This window comes from Acinetobacter sp. CAU_H_78, assembly GCF_058599365.1.
The window spans coordinates 1796407-1815115 of sequence record NZ_CM178652.1 but is presented as its reverse complement, the minus strand read 5'-3'; the positions used below and the strand labels follow the sequence as shown (position 1 = coordinate 1815115).

Genomic DNA, 18709 nt, shown 5'->3' with positions numbered 1-18709 from the left:
CTATGACGGTATCTTTTCATTTTGAATAAGTGTTTAGATATCTATATGGCTACTTTTGTTTCAGCAAAAGTAGTCAAAAACATTTGTCATCCGCAAAACTCGTCCACCACCTTCACGAAATAAATTATTGTAGAAACAATCCTCTTATGATGTGATCCTGCCTCAACTAGTTACGGATGACGTTTCCGCGTATCTATGAGCATGAAAAATTTTAATCGATTTGTTGACTCAGTTTTACTTAATTAGAGTTTTATAAACGATAAAAGCGTTTCGCATTTTCATAAAAAACCGGCTTTACAGCATGTTCGTCATAGCTCTGCACAATATCGCTAAAGGTATCAATGATGGTGACCAGATCTGTGCTGACACGATCCATCGGGAAATTAGAAGCAAACATGATGCGATCTTTACCGAAGCATTGTAGGGCATGCTGGATTAGCGAAGTCGCGAGTTGAATTAGTTCATCTTTTTTAGCCAGTTTTCGCTCTAAATGAAAACGATGACCGAGTACAGGCATAAACAGGCCGGAGATTTTGCTATACACATTCGGGCATTTTGCCAGTTCAGCTAGGTCTTCTTTCCAGGTCTGAAAAATATAGTCTCGCTGCTGTGCTGTTTGTCCTGTCGCTTTACCGGCTTTACCAAAGATGCCGGCAGGTGTGCCCAAGTGATCCAGCACAATCGGCGTTTCAGGAAATGTTTTGGCCAGATGGGCCACATCAGAAATTTGGGTAGAATAAACCCAGGCATCAAAACTTAAATTGGCTTTGGCTAATTCTTCAAATCCTTTCAGAAATTTCTTGTTGCAGTATAAATGCGGTTCATCGGTCCAGGCATGAATGCCTTTATCGGCATGGAACGATGCCATTTTACGAATACCGCGTAGTTTCGGCGAAACTTCCTGATGTAATTGCAGTAGCTGTTTAAAGTTTTTTTGACGAGGGTCAGCTGTAGCCACAATGCCGCCTAGCTGAATATTCTGTTCAGCAAAAGGCAGCCCGGCAATAAACCTGGTTTCATTAACCACGCCCGTGCCTTTATGTTCATGCCAGCTTGCTTCTATATGAACAATCTGCTCCACCTGATAATGACCGATGTCACGTTTATAGTTTTCCGGTAGATAAGGCGCGGTCAGATGTTCGGTAAGGCCAATGGTATCAATCACTGCTTTGGGCTTGATCAGCCGTACCATCTTGTCCAGCAGTTTGGGATGTTTGCCAAATAATTTTACGGCTGAGGCTGCGGCATGCGGTGTGGTATAAGGATCCCACTGATGAATATGCGGATCTATAATCGGAAAGGGCAGTTGCTGCATGATATTTTTGATCGTCGTTTAATTTTTATTCATTTTTTATAGGATAAATGCAGCATTAAAGTCAAATTAAAAATCAAAGATTTAAAAAAAGCCCCGTAGGGCTTTTATTAATGATCGTGGTCGTGTTGATGCTTGTTGGCATGAAACTCTTCATTACGACGGAAACGTAAATAGTTTTCAAACTGCTCACAGTATTCATCATAGTTATCTTCCAGCATCATCTGAAATTGCTGCAAGATATAAGACATGACCTGATCTTTAGCGTCGCGCATCTCGTTACCATCTTTGAAATTGTTGGCAGCGACCCAAGTATTAAAGCGGGCAGTACCAAACAGCATTGCGGCGCTGACTTGACCACGTTTTTCTGCCGGGTTTTCCTGAGAGCCTTTTTCTACACGGCTAAATTCGTTGGCCTGTTTAATAAATTCATCAGCACGTTCAAAGAATGCAGCATTTAACGCTTCTTCTTCGGTTACATCGGTTGCTTCAATCTTTTGAACCATGAATTTTTCCTGATAATAAAATCTTAATCACTAATTATAGGCAAAGCCTTGCAGAAACTAAACCTTTGCCTTAATCTAAAAATAGCCTAAGCAATATAAATGTGAATCTCATGCAAGATGCAATTGCTGTACAGAGTCTGAAAAGTGATATTGCCTTATTGCGCCAGAATATCTGGCCACCGGCAAATCTGGCTAATGTTGAAGGATTGCCAATTTATTATGGCACCAAGTCGCAGGTCGAAGAATATTACAAGCAATGGCTGGGTCTGATTGAAAGGGCACAGGATCTGTTTCAGCCTTTTATGGAAGATGAAGTCCTAGATGCGATTCATTTGCCAAGTCATTTGAATTTGCCTTTATTCTATTTTCATGTAGACCGCATCCGGATTAATAAAACCCGCGCCAAAGAATCCAAAACTTTTCGAGGCATTGCCAGCCTGATTGAAAAATGTGGGCAATTTGAACCGGAACAGATTCAGGCCATGCAACGCTGGCTAGACAGTGATGAGACGGCGGCCTTGGTGGCACATCGTGAATTTGTAGATTTGCGTACTTATGTGTTCCAGCATGGTCAAAGTGAATACACCCGGACTCGATTCTATGTGAATGGCATCGTCCTCAGTATCGAACCACATTTTGAACTGGTCGATGCCCGTGACAAGCCGCGTAAGCAGCGCAGCGATAGCTATAGTGATCCATTAGCCGATAACAATACCTGGAAAGTGTACGGCAAATATCGCTAGAGCAATTTTGCCTATTTATCTCTTACCAGAATGGTTTAGTGTGAGAAAATTTCTGTAATTGCTTAGCGGCCTGTCCTGACAGGTGCTGCTGTTCTGCAGTAAGCCATCCGATGACAAACCATGCCTTGGAGTGTTTTTTGGCATAAGGTCTATACAGGCTTTCTGCGACAAACAGGTCATTATAGTGACCCAAAGTTTCCTGTAAGGGTTTTAGCGCTTTCAGATATCTTTTGACTTCCTTTTCAGGAAACAGGCTTTGCAGAAATTCTACATTATAACGCAAGCGCTTAACCCGCTTGCGGGTTCGGTGGCGCGATTCAATATCCAGTTCCTGATAGTTTTCTGCATCTGCACAGACTTTCTGATGCAGTTTGCTGAGTCCTTTACACAGGATTTTATGTGAGGACTTTTGCTGGTTTTTACTCTGATCCTGACTAAAACGTAGCAGCTCCAGTATTAGCTCCATCGTGGCGGGCTCTCTGAATAATTGGCTAATATCTGCCTGATCCTGTTGGGCAGGAGGTAACTGCAATACTGGTGAACCCGCAGCTTCTAGCTGAAGAAGCAGACTTTCAGCCAAAGCATCGCGATCCCGGGTAGAACCCAATTGCTGGAAAATATTTCGTAACTGATCCTGCCATTCCTCTGGCAAATCCTGATGATAGGGCTGGAAAATTTTTAAGGCACTGCGTAAACGCCGGATAGCGACGCGGGCCTGATGCACATGGTCACTGTTGTAATTCTCTAGCGCAATCGCTGTCGCATTAGGAAACAGATGAGTCAGACAGTTGGTGATAATTTTTTGCAAGATATGATGAATATCGTCTTTAGCTGCGAGCTCTAAGGTTGTCTGATGCTGGACCGGAAGATCAGTTTTATTATTCAGCAGAGCATAACCACGTTCAGATTTGCTGCGTACATCCAACCATAACTGATAACGTTGAATCCAGGGTTTAACAAAATCAATTAAGTCATCAAGTTTGCCACTTTTGAGCTCAAATTCAACTTCATAAATATCCAAGGTTTGGCCCTTAGAACGAATCTCACCTCTATCCAGTGCAATTTCAATCTGACTTCCTCGGTAATCTTCAATCCAGAGATCTCGCTCTACATCAGTTTCAAATTGTAGAGTCAGAGGTGTACCTAGGGTGTGAAGGGCCTGTTTTAGAATCTTCCGAGCCTGTTTATGCTTGGCATAAGCTTTTAAATCACAGTTGTCTGGTGCGGTATCCAGTCTTTCTTCCAGCTCAAAGCGTTCAAACTGATGCTGGCTCGGTGCTTTTAAGGTCTGAAACCATTGCTGATCTTCCAGACGCTGCCGGAGTGCAATTTTGTGCTGCTGTAACTGCTGATCGGAAGTATCAAAGTATTTGGCACATAAATGATGTCGAGTCGGCCCGTACTGCTGAAAATCTTGTTCGAATTGGTGACGTATACTTTGCGGAATCTGGAATTTGAGTTCGATTTCTGCCATCGGGCCATTCCTTCTCGATAAAGCTCATAACAACCAATATAGACCAAACAACAAAAGTATTGTGATGTGCTTGTGCAACAAAAAAGCACGCCGTAGCGTGCTTTGAAAGTCAGTTAAATACTTATTTAAGGAATTTGCGGCTGACCAGAAACTGTTCTGTCGCTTCCAGTAATTTTTGTGCATAAACTTCCTGTTTTGCGGTCAACCAACCCAGCACAAACCAGTCGCTGGCTTCCAGTTCGGTCTGTTGAATATAAGCTGCAGAAGAGGCTAGTGTCTGATATTCATTTGCTGCCTGCTGTGCATCATTTAACGCCTTGCTGTATTTTTGCAGGTTTTTGACATCATAAATTGTGGTCAAAATCGGGAAGCTGAATTTTAATTCCTGAATGCGAATGGACAGCAGATCCAGACTCTCAAAATTGGTAATATCAGTCTGGTTCATCTGTTCCTGCAAAACTTTGTATTGTTGCTGCAGGGTAGTTTGCGCTGCAGATTTTAATTCCAGCGGCTTAGCTTCATCTGTACTTAAGCTGAAGATCAGCAATTCCAGATAGTGATGCACATTCTGGGTGGATTTCACCAGATTGCCCAGCTTCTCTTTGGCATAAAGGATATCTTTAGTCAGGTTCTCTGCGGTCGTAGGATTTTGCAGGAAGCCAGCCAGAGTGTTCTGCATATGCTGTAAATGTTGCAGATGTTCAAACTGCTGTTTAAAGGCAGGCAGCTGATGAGCCCATTTGTCTGAAACCTGGGTATGCCAATCTTTAAACAAAAGTAAGGTCAGATAGAGATGATCCAAGGCCTGTTGTGCCTGATCAATATGTTCCTGCTCTGCCAATTGCGCGGAGATTGCCGCAATATTGGGCAATAGATGCTGCATTTGCTGGGCCACCAGATGACACAGGTTTTTACCCGCACTATCTTTTTTACTGATCTGGAATTCTTTGGCAAAAGTAGCGGGACTCACGTTCTGATTAGTTGCTAACAGATTCCCTATTTCTGCTTTACTACGTACATCCAGCCACAGCTGATATTTTTTGACCCATTCAAAACTAAAGGCGAGTAAATCCTGAATTGAGCCATGCTTTAACTCGAATTCAACTTCATGCACTTCCTGTTCAGCATGAGGCGTGCGAATGCAGCCGATATCCAGGCTGACTTCGATTGATGTGTTTTCATATTCAATCACGCGCAAGGTACGGGCAATATCGGTTTCAAACTGCAATTGCAGCTGGTCAAACTGATCACCTAAAGCGCGATTAAGTAAGGCTTGCGCTTCAGTAGACGGGTTGTAAATACTCAGGTCCAGCTCAGGCGACTGTTCTAATTCACCCAGATCATGATTATGCTCGAAACGTTCAATGTGGCTTTTGCCTGCCGCTTTTAACGTCTGAACCCAACGACTGCCTTCTAATCGCTGACGTAGGGCAATTCCATGTTGGGCCAGTTGACGGTCTGCAGTATCATAGTATTTGGCTTGAAGCTGGATCTGTTGAGATTTCTTGGGATCAAGTGCCTTAAGCAGGGCAGTACGGCGTGCCGCGGGAATCTGGAACTTGAGTTCAACTTCAACCATGATAATCATCCTGTCTATTCAATTTATTGAAAAATATTAAAAAATAAATTGAATTTTTATTCGCTTGCATGAAATTCCGATATGAAACGGAAGAATTTTTTAGACTTTTGAGCGGCTGATTGTAACGAAAAACCAATCTGATGTAAGACTTGACCGATTGAAAAAAATGGAAATGGAAAAATTAAAATGTTGATTTCATTCGCCGGTTTCTACTGAAATCATGACAATTCAATATCTAAGCCAACTTCAGGAACAGAATTGCATGAAAATAAAGGTACTTTTAATTGCCTAAATTATGCGCTAAGGTGAAGAAAAAAGATCAGGATGATGATAATGAATGCACAGGTGCAGCCGAGCAATGAGATTGCAGAACTGACTTCTCCACAAATGCCGATTCGTGACTATCATGAATTTTACCGGTTTTATCTGACTGAGCATCGCCATATCATGAGCCGCCGTTTGCATGTCGCAGGCAGCAGTATCGGTTTATATTTTTTTAGCAAAGCCCTTCATCAGCGTAAAGCCAAATATCTAGCCTATGGACTACTCTCAGGTTATGCCTGTGCCTGGATTGGTCATTTCATTTTTGAAAAGAATAAACCGGCCAGCTTTAAACAGCCGCTATACAGTTTTATTTCAGACTGGCGTATGTTTGCCGATGTATTACGTGGTAACCTGAGTCTAGTTGATCGTAAGCACGACAAAATTCCAAGTTAGGGCTTATGACGTTTTATCGGATTTATGCTTAAGTATTGCAATAAAAACGATAAAAACACTTGCAAGTGTAGAGTTATTATTCTATTAATTGTTTTATTGCTTATTCAGTATTTTATCAAAGAGTATAATTCACTGAATAAATCAGTTTTCCAAGCCTGGAGCGACCTTCTCCGGGCTTTTTTTATATTTAAAAAAATAGAAAGATGTGCAGTGCATTATTTTTAATTTATCTGAATGATTTAGAAAATATTCACGAGATGAATGAAGCAAGTTTGAAAGATGAGATGGTCGGTTCTGCTTAGATGGGTCGATCCTTTCTAGCTTTGACACGTCTCCCCATAAACGGTTTACCCAAAGCTAGAAAGGATCTGGTAGATAAAACACAGCTTTTGCTTTTCTATTTATTTGTTGTGTTCGAACTTATTTAAATCCTTTAATGCATGTAGACCTATCCCTGAAATTGGGTATTTTGAAGTTTTCTTTAAGTTTTGTGATTAATGGTATTTCAGCAATTTTATAAACAGGAATCGTAACATCCGGACATAAAAAAATCGCTTTCAGAATTTTGCAACTTCTCCACTAAGTTATCTGCAAAATCCTAAAAGCGTTTGTCGGAGGGCGTAAGCATTAACACTTTATCATTATTGTTATAAAACCATTAAAACGTAAATTCTCGTAGCCGCCTATCACTGAAAATAGGGATATTGATCAATCACCTGTATAAAAAGTACAAATAATAATCTAATACCTGAATCGGGTATTATTCAGTGTTTAGGATGGGGAAACTCGCCCATTTATGCCTATAATAGCGTATGTATTTTGAATGGCGGCAGTCATGCGCGGTTTGTATTTAATTACCAATGATGATCCTATTGAACTTCTCCTAGCAAAACTTGAAGGTGCAATGGCGACTTATGAAGTTGCGGTACTTCAGTATCGTCGTAAAAAAGTAGCGAAAGAAGATCAGGCTTACGAAATCGAATATATGAAACAAATGTGCGAACAGTACAAAGTTCCATTTGTGATTAATGACGATTTGGGAACTGCAGTAAAATATGGTGTAGGCGTGCATTTGGGTCAGGATGATGGTTCAATCCAGGAAGCTGTTGAACGTTTGCCCAAAAATGTATTGATTGGCCGCAGTTGTAATAATTCACTTGAGCTTGCTGAACAAGCCATTGCTGATGGGGCTAATTATGTGGCCTTTGGCGCGATCTATGCGACTGATACCAAGCCAGAAGCAGGTAATATTGGTTTAGAAACATTGAAGCTGGCTAAAGAAAAATTGAATGTGCCAATCTGTGCCATTGGTGGTTTGACGGTTGAAAACGGTAGAGAAGTTATTGAAGCCGGTGCAGATCTTTGTGCAGTCATTAGTGATGTCTTAGGTCGCTCAATGTCGACTGTCGGTCAACGTGTATATGACTGGTCGGAACTATTTGCTGAACAAGCTTAATTTTTATTTCTTATTGTATTTTTGAGTTGAGTGATTCTCATGAGTTTATCTCCAAAGCAAGAACAACTATTTAAACAAGCCAATAAACATATTCCGGGTGGTGTTAACTCACCTGTACGTGCCTTCAATGGCGTGGGTGGTACGCCTATCTTTATCGAGAAAGCCCAAGGTGCTTATCTGTACGATGTCGATGGCAAGCGCTATGTGGACTATGTCGGTTCATGGGGGCCAATGATTCTGGGTCATGCGCATCCTGCGATCATTAAAGCGGTGCAAGATGCAGCAGTAGATGGTTTAAGCTTTGGTGCACCAACCGTGCATGAAACCACTTTGGCGGATATCATTTGCGACATCATGCCATCTATTGAATTGGTGCGTATGACCAATTCCGGTACTGAAGCAACGATGACTGCGATTCGCTTGGCGCGAGGTTATACTGGCCGTGATAAGATCGTAAAATTTGAAGGTTGTTATCATGGGCACTCTGACTCGCTGCTGGTAAAAGCAGGTTCTGGCCTGTTAACTAAAGGTGAAGGTGAAGCGACTTCTGCGGGTGTACCTGCTGATTTTGCCAAACATACATTAACTCTTCCTTATAACGACATTGCCACTTTAAAAGAATGCTTTGCCAAGTTTGGCTCTGAAATTGCGGGTGTGATTGTTGAGCCAGTAGCAGGGAATATGAATCTGGTGAAACCGATTGATGGTTTCCTGCAAGCGATACGTGATGTCTGTGATGAACATGGTTCAGTATTCATTATTGATGAAGTGATGACCGGTTTCCGTGTCGGTCTGGGTGGTGCTCAGGCACATTATGGCGTGACTCCTGATTTAACTACTTTAGGTAAAATCATTGGTGCAGGTCTGCCAGTTGGTGCTTTTGGTGGTAAACGAGAAGTAATGGAATGCATCGCGCCATTAGGTAACGTGTATCAGGCAGGTACTTTGTCTGGTAACCCACTGGCGATGCGTGCTGGTATCGAGATGTTTAAACATCTGCGTGAACCAGGTTTTTATGAAAAATTGACTGCACAACTTGAAAAACTTCTTGCAGGTTTACAGGCAGCTGCGGATGAAGCAGGTATTCCATTCAAGACCCAGCAAGTGGGCGGTATGTTTGGCCTGTACTTCACGGATCAGGAAGACATCACTAGCTTTGATTCAATGCTGAAGTGTGATGTTGAAGCCTTCAAAAAATTCTTTCATGGCATGTTAAGTCGTGGTGTGAACCTGGCTCCATCTGCATTTGAAGCAGGGTTTATTTCAGCTGCGCATAGTGATGAAGATATTGAATTCACGATCCAGGCGGCTAAAGAAACTTTTGCTGAAATGAAAGCTTAAGTTTTAAATCCTTCCTAACCCTCTCCTAAAAGGAGAGGGAACATAAGCCCGAATTCGTTCGGGCTTTTTTATACAGATTTTGAAAATGGAAAAGACGGATGCAAACTAAACATTATTTGACCTTAAGCGATGCTGAGTTTTTATTAAATCAGGCCTATGAATATGCGCTAGAAAATGGCTTTAATGTCAGTATTGCTGTCGTTGATGAAACTGGTAATTTGCTGGCAATGAAGCGTATGGATGGGGCTTCACCGATGACAGCAAACCTGTGTCTGGAAAAAGCACGTTGTTCTGCCATTAGTCACCGTCCATCCAAGCTGTTTGAAGATATTATCAAAGGTGGGCAAATGGGCTTTCTGACCATGGATACTTTCTCGGGTATGTTGGAAGGTGGTGAGCCGATTCTGTATCAAGGGCAGTTAGTTGGTGCGATGGGTGTTTCTGGCGTGAAGTCTTTCCAAGATGCTGCGATTGCTCAGCAGGCGATTGAGAAGTTTTTGGCACTACAAAATTAGGTGTTAGTAATTGGAAAAGGCTTTGTTGCACAAATATTTCATAACTATATGATTTTAAAAGTTTTGATTATTTTTTGATCCAAAATTAAATTTATTTAAATCAGATGCTTACATATTTATGCAACAAAGCCATTTGAAACTTATCATTCCTATTAATCTAAGCTAGCATAATGAACTTTTGCAATAAGCTAAATAGATAAAACTCCCATGCTCTATACAATGCCCAGAAAAATTCAAATTGCTCCATCTCAAGCCAAATGGCAGCTTGCTGCTACAGATTCAGTCTTGGTCTTGGTTGGGCTGCATAATTTAAGAATGCAGACCGGGATTCAAGAGACTGAGCTGATGAATAATCTGATTCAGATCAGCAATAAAGCTAAAGCACTTGATATTCCCATTGTCGACCTATATGGCGATGATTTAATGCAGGGTATGCAGCAACTTGGAGAATATGCTTCAACTCATCCACAACTGATTTTTGCCGGACAAATCACACCGATGCTGAAACAGATCTTGCCACATCTGCAAAGTGTGACAGAACAAATTTGCATAATTAATGATGCAATTTTGATGCCTAGTCAGGAACAGCATATCCAGTGGATTGAGAATATATCGGCACAAGCTTTGCATCATATGAACAGCTATAGTCTGACCCGATTATGGAACTTAAGTGCGCCGTCAGAATATGTATTGTCAACTAAAGGCATCATGTTGGCAGTAGCTGAACAGCTGAATATAGATGCGCTGGAAATTGATCCTTATGCTGATTTAAAGCAGTATGGACTGGACTCTGTAGCAGTAGTCAGTCTGGTTGGCACATGGCGTGCGCATGGTGCTGATCTGCGTTATGAAGATGTGCTGGAACACTTGTCATTACATGATCTAGCGAGCTTTGTAATGCAATCTGCACGTCAATAATCGGTAATTGAGTAATTTTCTTAAAATAATCGGAAATTTCATCGCCATTTACATAAATGCGCATTGTAATTATCACTCAAGCTTTCTATTATGGCCGCCTTGTTTTTCGCGATCAGCGTGGGATTGAACTTTGAGTAATTTTCTAACCGAACATCTGATACATCGTGATGAAGATTTTATGGTCATCCATAAGCCTGCAGGCTTACTCACAGTGCCCGGTAAAACAGAAGATTTACAAGATTGCCTAATCAATCGCCTCATCAAATTAGAACCTAAAACATTGCTGATCCACCGTCTGGATCGAGACACTTCCGGTATTTTAGTATTTGCCTTAAGCCGTGAAGGGCAAAAAAACATTTCTCGCCAGTTTCAGGAACGCCAAACCGATAAAACCTATCAAGCCATCGTGGCTGGAACATTAGAAGGCAAGGGTACAGTTGATGTGCCTGTCATTTATGATCCAAGCCGTCCACCACTGCATATTGCTGAACCGAATCATAATAAGCCGGCAATTACAGAATGGCAGGCCATCGAACATTTTGAAATTCAGGGGCAAGCTGTGACTCGGGTGAAACTGACTCCGATTACCGGTCGTTCACATCAGCTCCGTGTACATATGCAATATCTCGGGCATCCGATTATTGGCGATACCTTGTATGCAACGCCAGAGCAGCAACAGCTTAGTCAGCGTCTATGCTTACATGCCGAGCGTTTAAGTTTTTATCATCCTAAAACACAACAGTTAGTTGAATTTAATTGTCCGGCTGAATTCTAGGAAATACTTGTTTAATCGACGTGAATTATGCTCACTTTTTAGTGGGCTTTATGTCAAAATACATTGCTTGAAGGTGTGAAATTTTGCTCAAATGACGTTTCGTGATTGAGCCTGATATTCATAATCTTGTACTTAAGATAAAGGTGGAAAAATTGCAGCAATTTGCTATTGGTCAACGTTGGTTATCAGATACTGAAACAGAACTCGGTTTAGGGGTTCTCATTGATGTTGATGAGCGATCGGTCAGCATTTTATTCCCAAAAAGCGATGAAACTCGCGTCTATGCTCGCAGTAACGCACCCTTATCTCGTATCGTATTTAATGCAAATGACGAGCTGCAAGATCAGGAAGGTACGATCTGGACCGTTGAGTCAGTTGAAGACCGAAATGGCGTGGTGCGTTATCACGTGGTTCGTACTCTTGAAGATGGCACAGAAGAACGTAAAGCTTTAAATGAAACCCGTGTAGGCGCAACGATTCAGTTGTCTAAACCTTTAGACCGTTTACTGGCCAGCCAGATTGACTATAAAGAATGGTATGACCTGCGTATTGAAGCCTTGCTGATGCAAGCTAATATGCAAACCAGTCCATTGCGTGGCTTGGTCGGTTCGCGTGTAGGTCTGATTCCACACCAGTTGTATATCGCACATGAAGTCGGTCAGCGTTTTGCACCGCGTGTTTTACTGGCGGATGAAGTTGGCTTGGGTAAAACCATTGAAGCTGGTCTGATCATTCATCAGCAACTTAAAACTGGCCGTTCTGAACGTATCCTGATCTTGGTTCCGGATTCACTGCAATATCAGTGGATGATTGAGATGCGCCGTCGTTTCAATCTTGAATTCTCCCTATTTGATCTGGCGCGTACTGCATCGATTAAAGAGCATGATCCTGATCTAAATCCATTCCTGACTGAACAGCGTATTATCGCTTCTGTAGACTTGATGGTGGATCACGAAGATCTACGCGAACAGGCGATTGAGGCGGGCTTTGACCTGTTGGTGGTCGATGAAGCGCATCACCTGATGTGGTCTGAGGAAGAAGGCGGCAATGACCGTTATGATCTGGTTGAAGAACTGGCAGAGAAAACACCGGGCGTATTGTTATTGACTGCAACACCTGAACAGCTCGGTGTGGAATCTCACTTTGCGCGTTTGCGTCTGCTTGATCCACAACGTTTCAGTTCATTGGACCGTTTCCTGGATGAAGAAGAGCAGTATCAGCATACTGCTAAAATCGCTGAAGTACTGATGTCAGACCTTCCACTGGAAGCAGAGCATTTTACTGCGATTGAAAGCCTGCTTGGTCATGCGATTGAAGATACTCCGGAGCAACGTTTCCGTGCGATTCATGAATTGCTAGACCGTCATGGTACGGGTCGTATCCTGTTCCGTAATACACGTGAAGCAATTCAGGGCTTCCCTGGCCGTGACTGTCAGCCAGCGCCTTTGCCAGCACCAGAAAACTGGTCTAAAGATGGCAAACTACGTGAACAGATGTGGCCGGAAGAATCTCAACTTGATGGCTCGTGGATGGAAACCGATCCGCGTGTAATGTGGTTGATGGAAAAGCTACGTACTGATCTGAAGCATAAAAAAGTATTGCTGATTGCACGTAGTGGTCCAGTGGTTGAAGCACTGGAAAATGTATTACGTCTGCATGCAGGTATCCGTACTGCCATGTTCCATGAAGGTATGAGCCTGCTGGAACGTGACCAGGCAGCGGCTTATTTTGCTGAAGAATCTTATGGTGCACAGATTTTATTGTGCTCTGAAATCGGTTCAGAAGGCCGTAACTTCCAGTTTGCATCTGACTTGATTCTGTTTGACTTGCCAGCCAATCCGGATGTACTGGAACAGCGTATTGGTCGTCTGGATCGTATTGGTCAGGAAAACCGTATTCAGATTCATGTGCCTTATCTGGTGGGTACTGCGCAAGAACGTATGTTCCGCTGGTATAACGAAGCGTTGAATATTTTCAGCAACATTTCTCCAACGGCGCAAACGCTGCAAGAAAACTTTATTATTGCCCTGAAAGATTGCTTGCTGGCAGATAAAGGTCAGGAATTTGAAGATCTGCTGGAAGAAGTCAGTGTGCAACGTGAAGCGCTTGAAGCTGAATTGCAGGAAGGTCGTGACCGTCTGCTTGAGTACAATTCTTGCCGCCCCGTCGTGGCACAGGAAATTGTCAATGCACTTGAAGACTATGATGACAATACCACCTTGCCAATGTTCATGAAGCGTTTCATGGCATCGACCAATATCGATTTTGATGAACAAAGCAATGGTACCGTGATCATCAAGCCAACGGATCAGATGCAGGTACAAGGTTTAACCCTGGATGAAGAGGGTATGACAGCCACCTTCTATCGTGATCAGGCTCAGATCCGTGAAGATGCTCAATATCTAACTCTAGAACATCCACTCACTGAAAGTGTGATGGAAATGATCAATACTCAAGGCTTTGGTAGTACCAATGTTGCAGTCTTAAAATCTGCAGCATTACCACAAGGTTCTGTATTGATGGAAGTGTGGTTCAAGGTTGATGTGGTTGCACCAAAAGCACTGAACTTACCGTCAAGCTTGCCACAGCAACTGATCCGTGTATTACTCAGTGAAAAAGGTCAGGATCTGTCTCAGAAGATTGCGCCTGAAATCCTGAAACCTTATCTACATCATTTAGATGGCAATAGCTGCCGTCAGGTAGTGAAAGCACGGCGTGAAGTAATTGAAGCACGTTATCAACAAGCATTGGAACTGGCTCGTTCAGCATTGCCAAACTTCAAGCAGCAGGCTAAAGAAGTGTATGGAAATAAATGGCAGTATGAAATTGACCGTCTAACTTACCTGAAACAGTTCAACCCAAGTATCCGTGAAGATGAAATCGCACGTTTACAGAAATTGCAGAAAGAAGGTTTGAGTTTGTTAGAAGGTTTATCCGTAACACCTGAAGCGATTCAGGTAATGGTCGTGGTTAAACCATAAGTCTAATGAATTATAAAAGCAGCTTTCGGGCTGCTTTTATTATGGCTGAAATTTAAAGCTTCATGGAGTGCTTGGTCGGGCCGTGCTAGCTGATATTTTCTGTATTGTTTAGAATCAGCCCACCTAAGAATAAGAAATAAATACCATGTCCAAAGCATTGATCACTATTGGCGCGAAAACCAGCCATGGCGGTATGGTCTCTGAATGTGAGAACTCTTTTTTAATTAACGGAATGGCGGTGCATCTGAATGGCATGAAGCATTACTGTCCCAAGTGTCAAACTACCGTGACAGCCATTGCTAGTGATTTATCTACAATAATCAAAGGCAGGGCTGTAATCATTGCTGGAGATAAAGCCAGTTGTGGAGCCACTTTTTTACCAATGCAAAACCTGACTATTTCTAAAAAATAATGAACCATATGCCGATGTAGGCCAGGAGTGACTTAAAGGTCATAGATTGGTGAATTTGGTTCTGTAGAATTTTGCATTTCAATATTAAGCTTCTTTCAGGCTTTATAAAGAAATGATCAAAGAAAATAATGAAACAGGTTTTGCATTTTACTCATGCCAATGGCATTCCATCGGCAAGCTATCGCAAGTTTTTAAATTATTTTCAGGACGAATATCAGGTCAAGGCGATTCCGCTGATCGGGATGAATCCAGCCTATCCAATTACCAAAGACTGGCGTTATCTAGTAAATGAAGTGATACAGGATATCCAGCAGCAATCTCCGGATCAAAAGGTGATTGGGCTGGGACATTCATTTGGTGGTTTGGTAACTTTAATGGCAGCCTATCAACGTCCGGATTTATTTTCCAAACTGGTGATCATGGATCCACCTTTCGTAATTGGGAAAAATAGTGCATTGTTTGAAGTCGTGAAAAAGTTCAACTTAAAAAGTATTGACCGCTTCACTCCAGCAGGTATTACCCTAAAACGTAAGGATTACTGGCCATCTAAACAGGACGCCGTTGCAGCGCTGAGATCGAATCGTCTGTTTAAGCATTTTGATGAACAATGTTTTCAGGATTATATTGAAAGCGGGATTGTACCTGATCAAGAGCGTGAAGGAGTAACTCTAGCCATTCCTAAACAGATTGAGGCAGAAATTTTCCGGACTGTACCGGCCTGGTGGTGGCGTACACCAAGAAAACCACCCCAGGTTCCGATACATTTAATCACAGCAGAGCGCAGCCAGTTTTATCAGCAAGGTTTACCACAAGGCATGCATAAGGTTTACCAAATTCATTATTCGGTGGTGCAGGGCGGACATATGTTTCCACTAGAGCATCCGGAAATGACGGCAAACCATGTTAAAGCCAGATTGAATAAGCTTTAATCTTGGTAATAAAAAAGACTCACTAAGAGTCTTTTTTTAGCTGGTTTAACGGATCTGAGACTGATCCAGATGACGGGCACCTTCCAGAATCATGCGAATCATGATCATGGTTTGTTCCGCAATTTCCTTACGGTCTTCAGGTGCCATATCGATCACATTGGCACCCATATTAAATACCAGTTGGGTAATCGCTCTGGCCGCAATCTCAGGATGAAATAATTTTTTATTATTTAGTCGTTCCAGACGGATCAGGTCTTCCTGAAGCTCCTGCTGGAAATAATTCAGTTGGCGTTCGACTGCCTGTTTATAGGATTTTGAACCGGTATAACCTTCACGTAATAACAGACTTAAATTACCTTCATCAGCATCCAGCTGGGCAATAAAGACTTCGACAGAACTACGGATAATACTGTTCTGTTTCGATGCTTTTAGGCGGGATTCATTGAGAATCTGACGCAGCACAATCCCAGCACGATCAATCAGCTCAATCGCCAGTTCATCGATATCTTTAAAATGACGATAAAAACTGTTCGGAGCAATTCCAGCCTCACGAGCAACTTCACGCAAGCTTAAAGATGAAATACTTTTTTGTGGTCCGATCAGGTTTAAAGCAGCCTGGAACAGTTCTTCCTTGGTAATGGTCGCTTTACGGCCCACACTACGGACAATAATGGGCTCATCAATGCTTTTCGATGGTAAAGACGCGTCACTGCTTATTTTCATTGAAGGCTCATTCATGAGGTGATTAGTAAAAGGCATTAACACATTATAACGAAGGCAGTCCAGCTTGTGAAATGATTAGAAACAATACAAATGTATATACAAATATATATACAAGTGTATAATAATTAAAAATCCAAGGTGATGTCTAAAACGATGCCTGTACTCGAAAAGCTTAAAACGCCATTAAATACGCTGAAAGAGAGTGTGATTGATCCATATGCGATTAATTTCTGGATGCAGAAATTAAATCCTTTATGGTCAATGAATCAGCCCTTAGGCAAGATTGTGCGCAAAGAACATGCTGCGCAGGATATGCTGAGCCTGACGATTCGTGTCAATCATTTATTCCAGTTCGGTCAGGCGGGCCAGCATCATCCTGTATTTGTGGTGGTGAACGGCATTCGTTATGAACGTAGCTATAGTCTGACCCGTATTGATCAGCAGCATATTTTATTGACGGTTAAAAAAGTGAATGCGGGTAAAGTTACTACCTGGTTTGCTGAACAGGCTGAAGTCGGCGATATCATTGAATTCGGTCAGCCTTTCGGTGACATGACTTTGCCAGAACAGGACAGCCCATTGCTTTTGCTTGCTGCGGGTAGTGGTATCACCCCAATGCTGAGTATGCTGGAAGCTTTAAAAGATAAAGCTGAACTGGTTGCACCAGTAACTTTATGGTACTGGGTTAAGAAAAACCAGGATGCTGCTTTCATTGCGCGTTTTGAAGAGCTGGCACAAAAGTTTTCAAACTTTTCTTATCAGGTATTTGCAACTCAGGAACAACCGGCTGCGCCGCGTCTTGATGAATCTTATCTAGATCAATTGCAAGCATTGGAACACAGCACAGTCTATGCATGTGGACCATCAGGTTTTGTTGCGACTGCAGAACGGCTGTTTGCTTCAGCAAAACTGTTCAAAAGTGAAGCTTTCAGCATGAGTCTGAGTGATGAAGCTGATACCGGTTTTGTCAATGTAACCCTGACTCAATCGAAAAAAATCGTCACGATTCCAAAAGGCCAGTCAATTCTGGTAAGCCTGGAACAGCAGAATATCCGACCGACCCATGGCTGTCGTATGGGCATCTGTAATAAATGTGCCTGTAATAAAGCGGAAGGTTCAACCAAGAATCTGGTCAATGGCGCACAAAATACCGAGCCAGGTAATCTTTTAAAAATTTGTGTTAACTCAGCGCAGACTGACCTTGTCATCGACTTATAAGCGAGTTTTATCCTATGAATATGCCAGTAAAATTACAGTATTTTAAAAATCCTAAAAACCGTGAACTGACCCAGTCTGAGCTAGATGAACTTGCACGTGAGCTTGATGCCATCAAACAGGAAGTGCTGGATGATTTAGGTGAAAAAGATGCCAAATATATCCGTCGCGTATATTCGAGTATCCGTTATTCATCGATTGCAGGTCGTGCCTTATTATTCGCAGGCTGGTTCCCGCCAGCATGGTTGTTGGGTACAGGCTTATTAGGCTTTGCCAAAATCATGGAAAATATGGAATTGGGTCATAATGTCATGCACGGTCAATATGACTGGATGAATGATCCGAAGCTCAATGGCCAAACCTACGAGTGGGATATTGTCGGAACTTCAGACAACTGGCGTCAAACCCATAACTTCAAGCATCATACCTATACCAACATTAAAGGCATGGATGACGATATTGGTTATGGCTTGTTGCGTTTGTTCCCTGAGCAACGCTGGAAACCAGGCTATTTATTACAGCCAATTTACAGTATTCCATTTTGCTTGTTATTCCAGTGGGGCGTGGCCATTCAAAACCTTGAACTGGGTAAATACTTCAAAGGCCGTAAAACCAAAGAGCAAACCCTTGAAGAATGGAAGCCAATGCAGCGTAAAATTGGCAAGCAATTATTCAAAGATTATGTATTCTTTCCATTGATTGCAGGTCCTGCAGCATTACCGGTATTGACAGGTAACCTGGTGGCAAATGGCCTTCGTAATATCTGGACTTTTAGTATTATTTTCTGTGGTCACTTTACCAAAGATGTAGAAGTGTTTCCGAAAGCTGTGATGGAAAATGAAAGTCGTGGTCACTGGTATATGCGCCAGATTCGTGGTTCTTCAAACTTGACTGGTTCTGAAGCGTTTCATATTTTGACTGGACATTTAAGCCATCAGATTGAACATCACTTATATCCAGATGTGCCTGCACGCCGTTACCGTCAAATGGCGCCAAAAGTAGAAGCAGTATGTAAAAAATATGGTCTGAACTATAACAATGCCAGTTTGGTAAAACAGTATGGCAGCGTAATTAAACGTATTGTGAAATATGCATTTCCGTTTAAGAAGTAAG

At 42.2% G+C, this 18709-nt stretch carries 17 protein-coding genes; 12 read left to right on the top strand and 5 right to left on the bottom strand.

Annotation, left to right across the window (positions count from 1 at the left end; all coding sequences use genetic code 11):
- Positions 1–250: 250 nt before the first annotated feature.
- Both AC4MCD_RS08750 and AC4MCD_RS08745 read right to left on the bottom strand, forming a co-directional pair.
- A complete protein-coding gene (locus AC4MCD_RS08750) occupies positions 251–1315 on the bottom strand; it encodes an amidohydrolase family protein (protein ID WP_491875915.1) in 1065 nt (354 codons plus the stop codon).
- Positions 1316–1422: 107 nt separating this feature from the next.
- On the bottom strand, positions 1423–1818 hold the full coding sequence (locus AC4MCD_RS08745; RefSeq protein WP_004786347.1) for a DUF3144 domain-containing protein: 396 nt from the start codon (positions 1816–1818) through the stop codon (positions 1423–1425).
- A 110-nt stretch (positions 1819–1928) separates the two neighbouring features.
- On the opposite strand from AC4MCD_RS08745, the gene AC4MCD_RS08740 reads away from it, so the two are divergent.
- A complete protein-coding gene (locus AC4MCD_RS08740; RefSeq protein WP_419365603.1) occupies positions 1929–2561 on the top strand; it encodes a hypothetical protein in 633 nt (210 codons plus the stop codon).
- 22 nt (positions 2562–2583) lie between these two features.
- Here AC4MCD_RS08740 and AC4MCD_RS08735 read toward each other — a convergent pair whose 3' ends face one another.
- Positions 2584–4035: a CYTH and CHAD domain-containing protein gene (locus AC4MCD_RS08735; RefSeq protein ID WP_491875914.1), complete on the bottom strand. Its 1452-nt coding sequence runs from the start codon at positions 4033–4035 to the stop codon at positions 2584–2586.
- Positions 4036–4156: 121 nt separating this feature from the next.
- Positions 4157–5614, bottom strand: coding sequence for a CYTH domain-containing protein (locus tag AC4MCD_RS08730; RefSeq protein WP_491875913.1), 1458 nt, complete (start codon positions 5612–5614; stop codon positions 4157–4159).
- Between the two features lie 333 nt (positions 5615–5947).
- Between AC4MCD_RS08730 and AC4MCD_RS08725 the strand changes: the two genes are divergently transcribed.
- From AC4MCD_RS08725 to AC4MCD_RS08685, 9 genes are all read left to right on the top strand, one after another.
- Complete coding sequence (locus tag AC4MCD_RS08725; RefSeq protein WP_034705228.1) at positions 5948–6331, top strand: Mpo1-like protein; 384 nt, start codon at positions 5948–5950, stop codon at positions 6329–6331.
- Positions 6332–7166: 835 nt separating this feature from the next.
- Positions 7167–7787 carry a thiamine phosphate synthase gene (gene thiE / locus AC4MCD_RS08720; RefSeq protein WP_419365623.1) on the top strand — a complete coding sequence of 207 codons (621 nt, stop codon included), beginning with the start codon at positions 7167–7169 and terminating at the stop codon, positions 7785–7787.
- Between the two features lie 39 nt (positions 7788–7826).
- Positions 7827–9128, top strand: a complete 1302-nt coding sequence (gene hemL, locus AC4MCD_RS08715; protein ID WP_125279557.1) for a glutamate-1-semialdehyde 2,1-aminomutase — start codon at positions 7827–7829, stop codon at positions 9126–9128.
- A gap of 98 nt (positions 9129–9226) precedes the next feature.
- On the top strand, positions 9227–9643 hold the full coding sequence (locus AC4MCD_RS08710; protein WP_491875912.1) for a GlcG/HbpS family heme-binding protein: 417 nt from the start codon (positions 9227–9229) through the stop codon (positions 9641–9643).
- Between the two features lie 207 nt (positions 9644–9850).
- Positions 9851–10561 carry a phosphopantetheine-binding protein gene (locus AC4MCD_RS08705; protein WP_491875911.1) on the top strand — a complete coding sequence of 237 codons (711 nt, stop codon included), beginning with the start codon at positions 9851–9853 and terminating at the stop codon, positions 10559–10561.
- 130 nt (positions 10562–10691) lie between these two features.
- Positions 10692–11336 (top strand): RluA family pseudouridine synthase, encoded by a 645-nt coding sequence (locus tag AC4MCD_RS08700; RefSeq protein WP_491875910.1) that lies wholly within the window; start codon positions 10692–10694, stop codon positions 11334–11336.
- 143 nt (positions 11337–11479) lie between these two features.
- Complete coding sequence (gene rapA, locus AC4MCD_RS08695; RefSeq protein ID WP_419374939.1) at positions 11480–14317, top strand: RNA polymerase-associated protein RapA; 2838 nt, start codon at positions 11480–11482, stop codon at positions 14315–14317.
- 145 nt (positions 14318–14462) lie between these two features.
- Positions 14463–14729: a PAAR domain-containing protein gene (locus tag AC4MCD_RS08690; RefSeq protein WP_419365611.1), complete on the top strand. Its 267-nt coding sequence runs from the start codon at positions 14463–14465 to the stop codon at positions 14727–14729.
- A 128-nt stretch (positions 14730–14857) separates the two neighbouring features.
- On the top strand, positions 14858–15658 hold the full coding sequence (locus AC4MCD_RS08685) for an alpha/beta fold hydrolase (protein ID WP_491875909.1): 801 nt from the start codon (positions 14858–14860) through the stop codon (positions 15656–15658).
- Positions 15659–15703: 45 nt separating this feature from the next.
- Here AC4MCD_RS08685 and fabR read toward each other — a convergent pair whose 3' ends face one another.
- Positions 15704–16381 (bottom strand): HTH-type transcriptional repressor FabR, encoded by a 678-nt coding sequence (gene fabR / locus AC4MCD_RS08680; RefSeq protein WP_004786319.1) that lies wholly within the window; start codon positions 16379–16381, stop codon positions 15704–15706.
- A gap of 153 nt (positions 16382–16534) precedes the next feature.
- On the opposite strand from fabR, the gene AC4MCD_RS08675 reads away from it, so the two are divergent.
- A complete protein-coding gene (locus tag AC4MCD_RS08675) occupies positions 16535–17599 on the top strand; it encodes a ferredoxin reductase (protein ID WP_491875908.1) in 1065 nt (354 codons plus the stop codon).
- A 14-nt stretch (positions 17600–17613) separates the two neighbouring features.
- Positions 17614–18708, top strand: coding sequence for a fatty acid desaturase family protein (locus AC4MCD_RS08670; RefSeq protein WP_004786314.1), 1095 nt, complete (start codon positions 17614–17616; stop codon positions 18706–18708).
- Position 18709 lies beyond the last annotated feature (1 nt).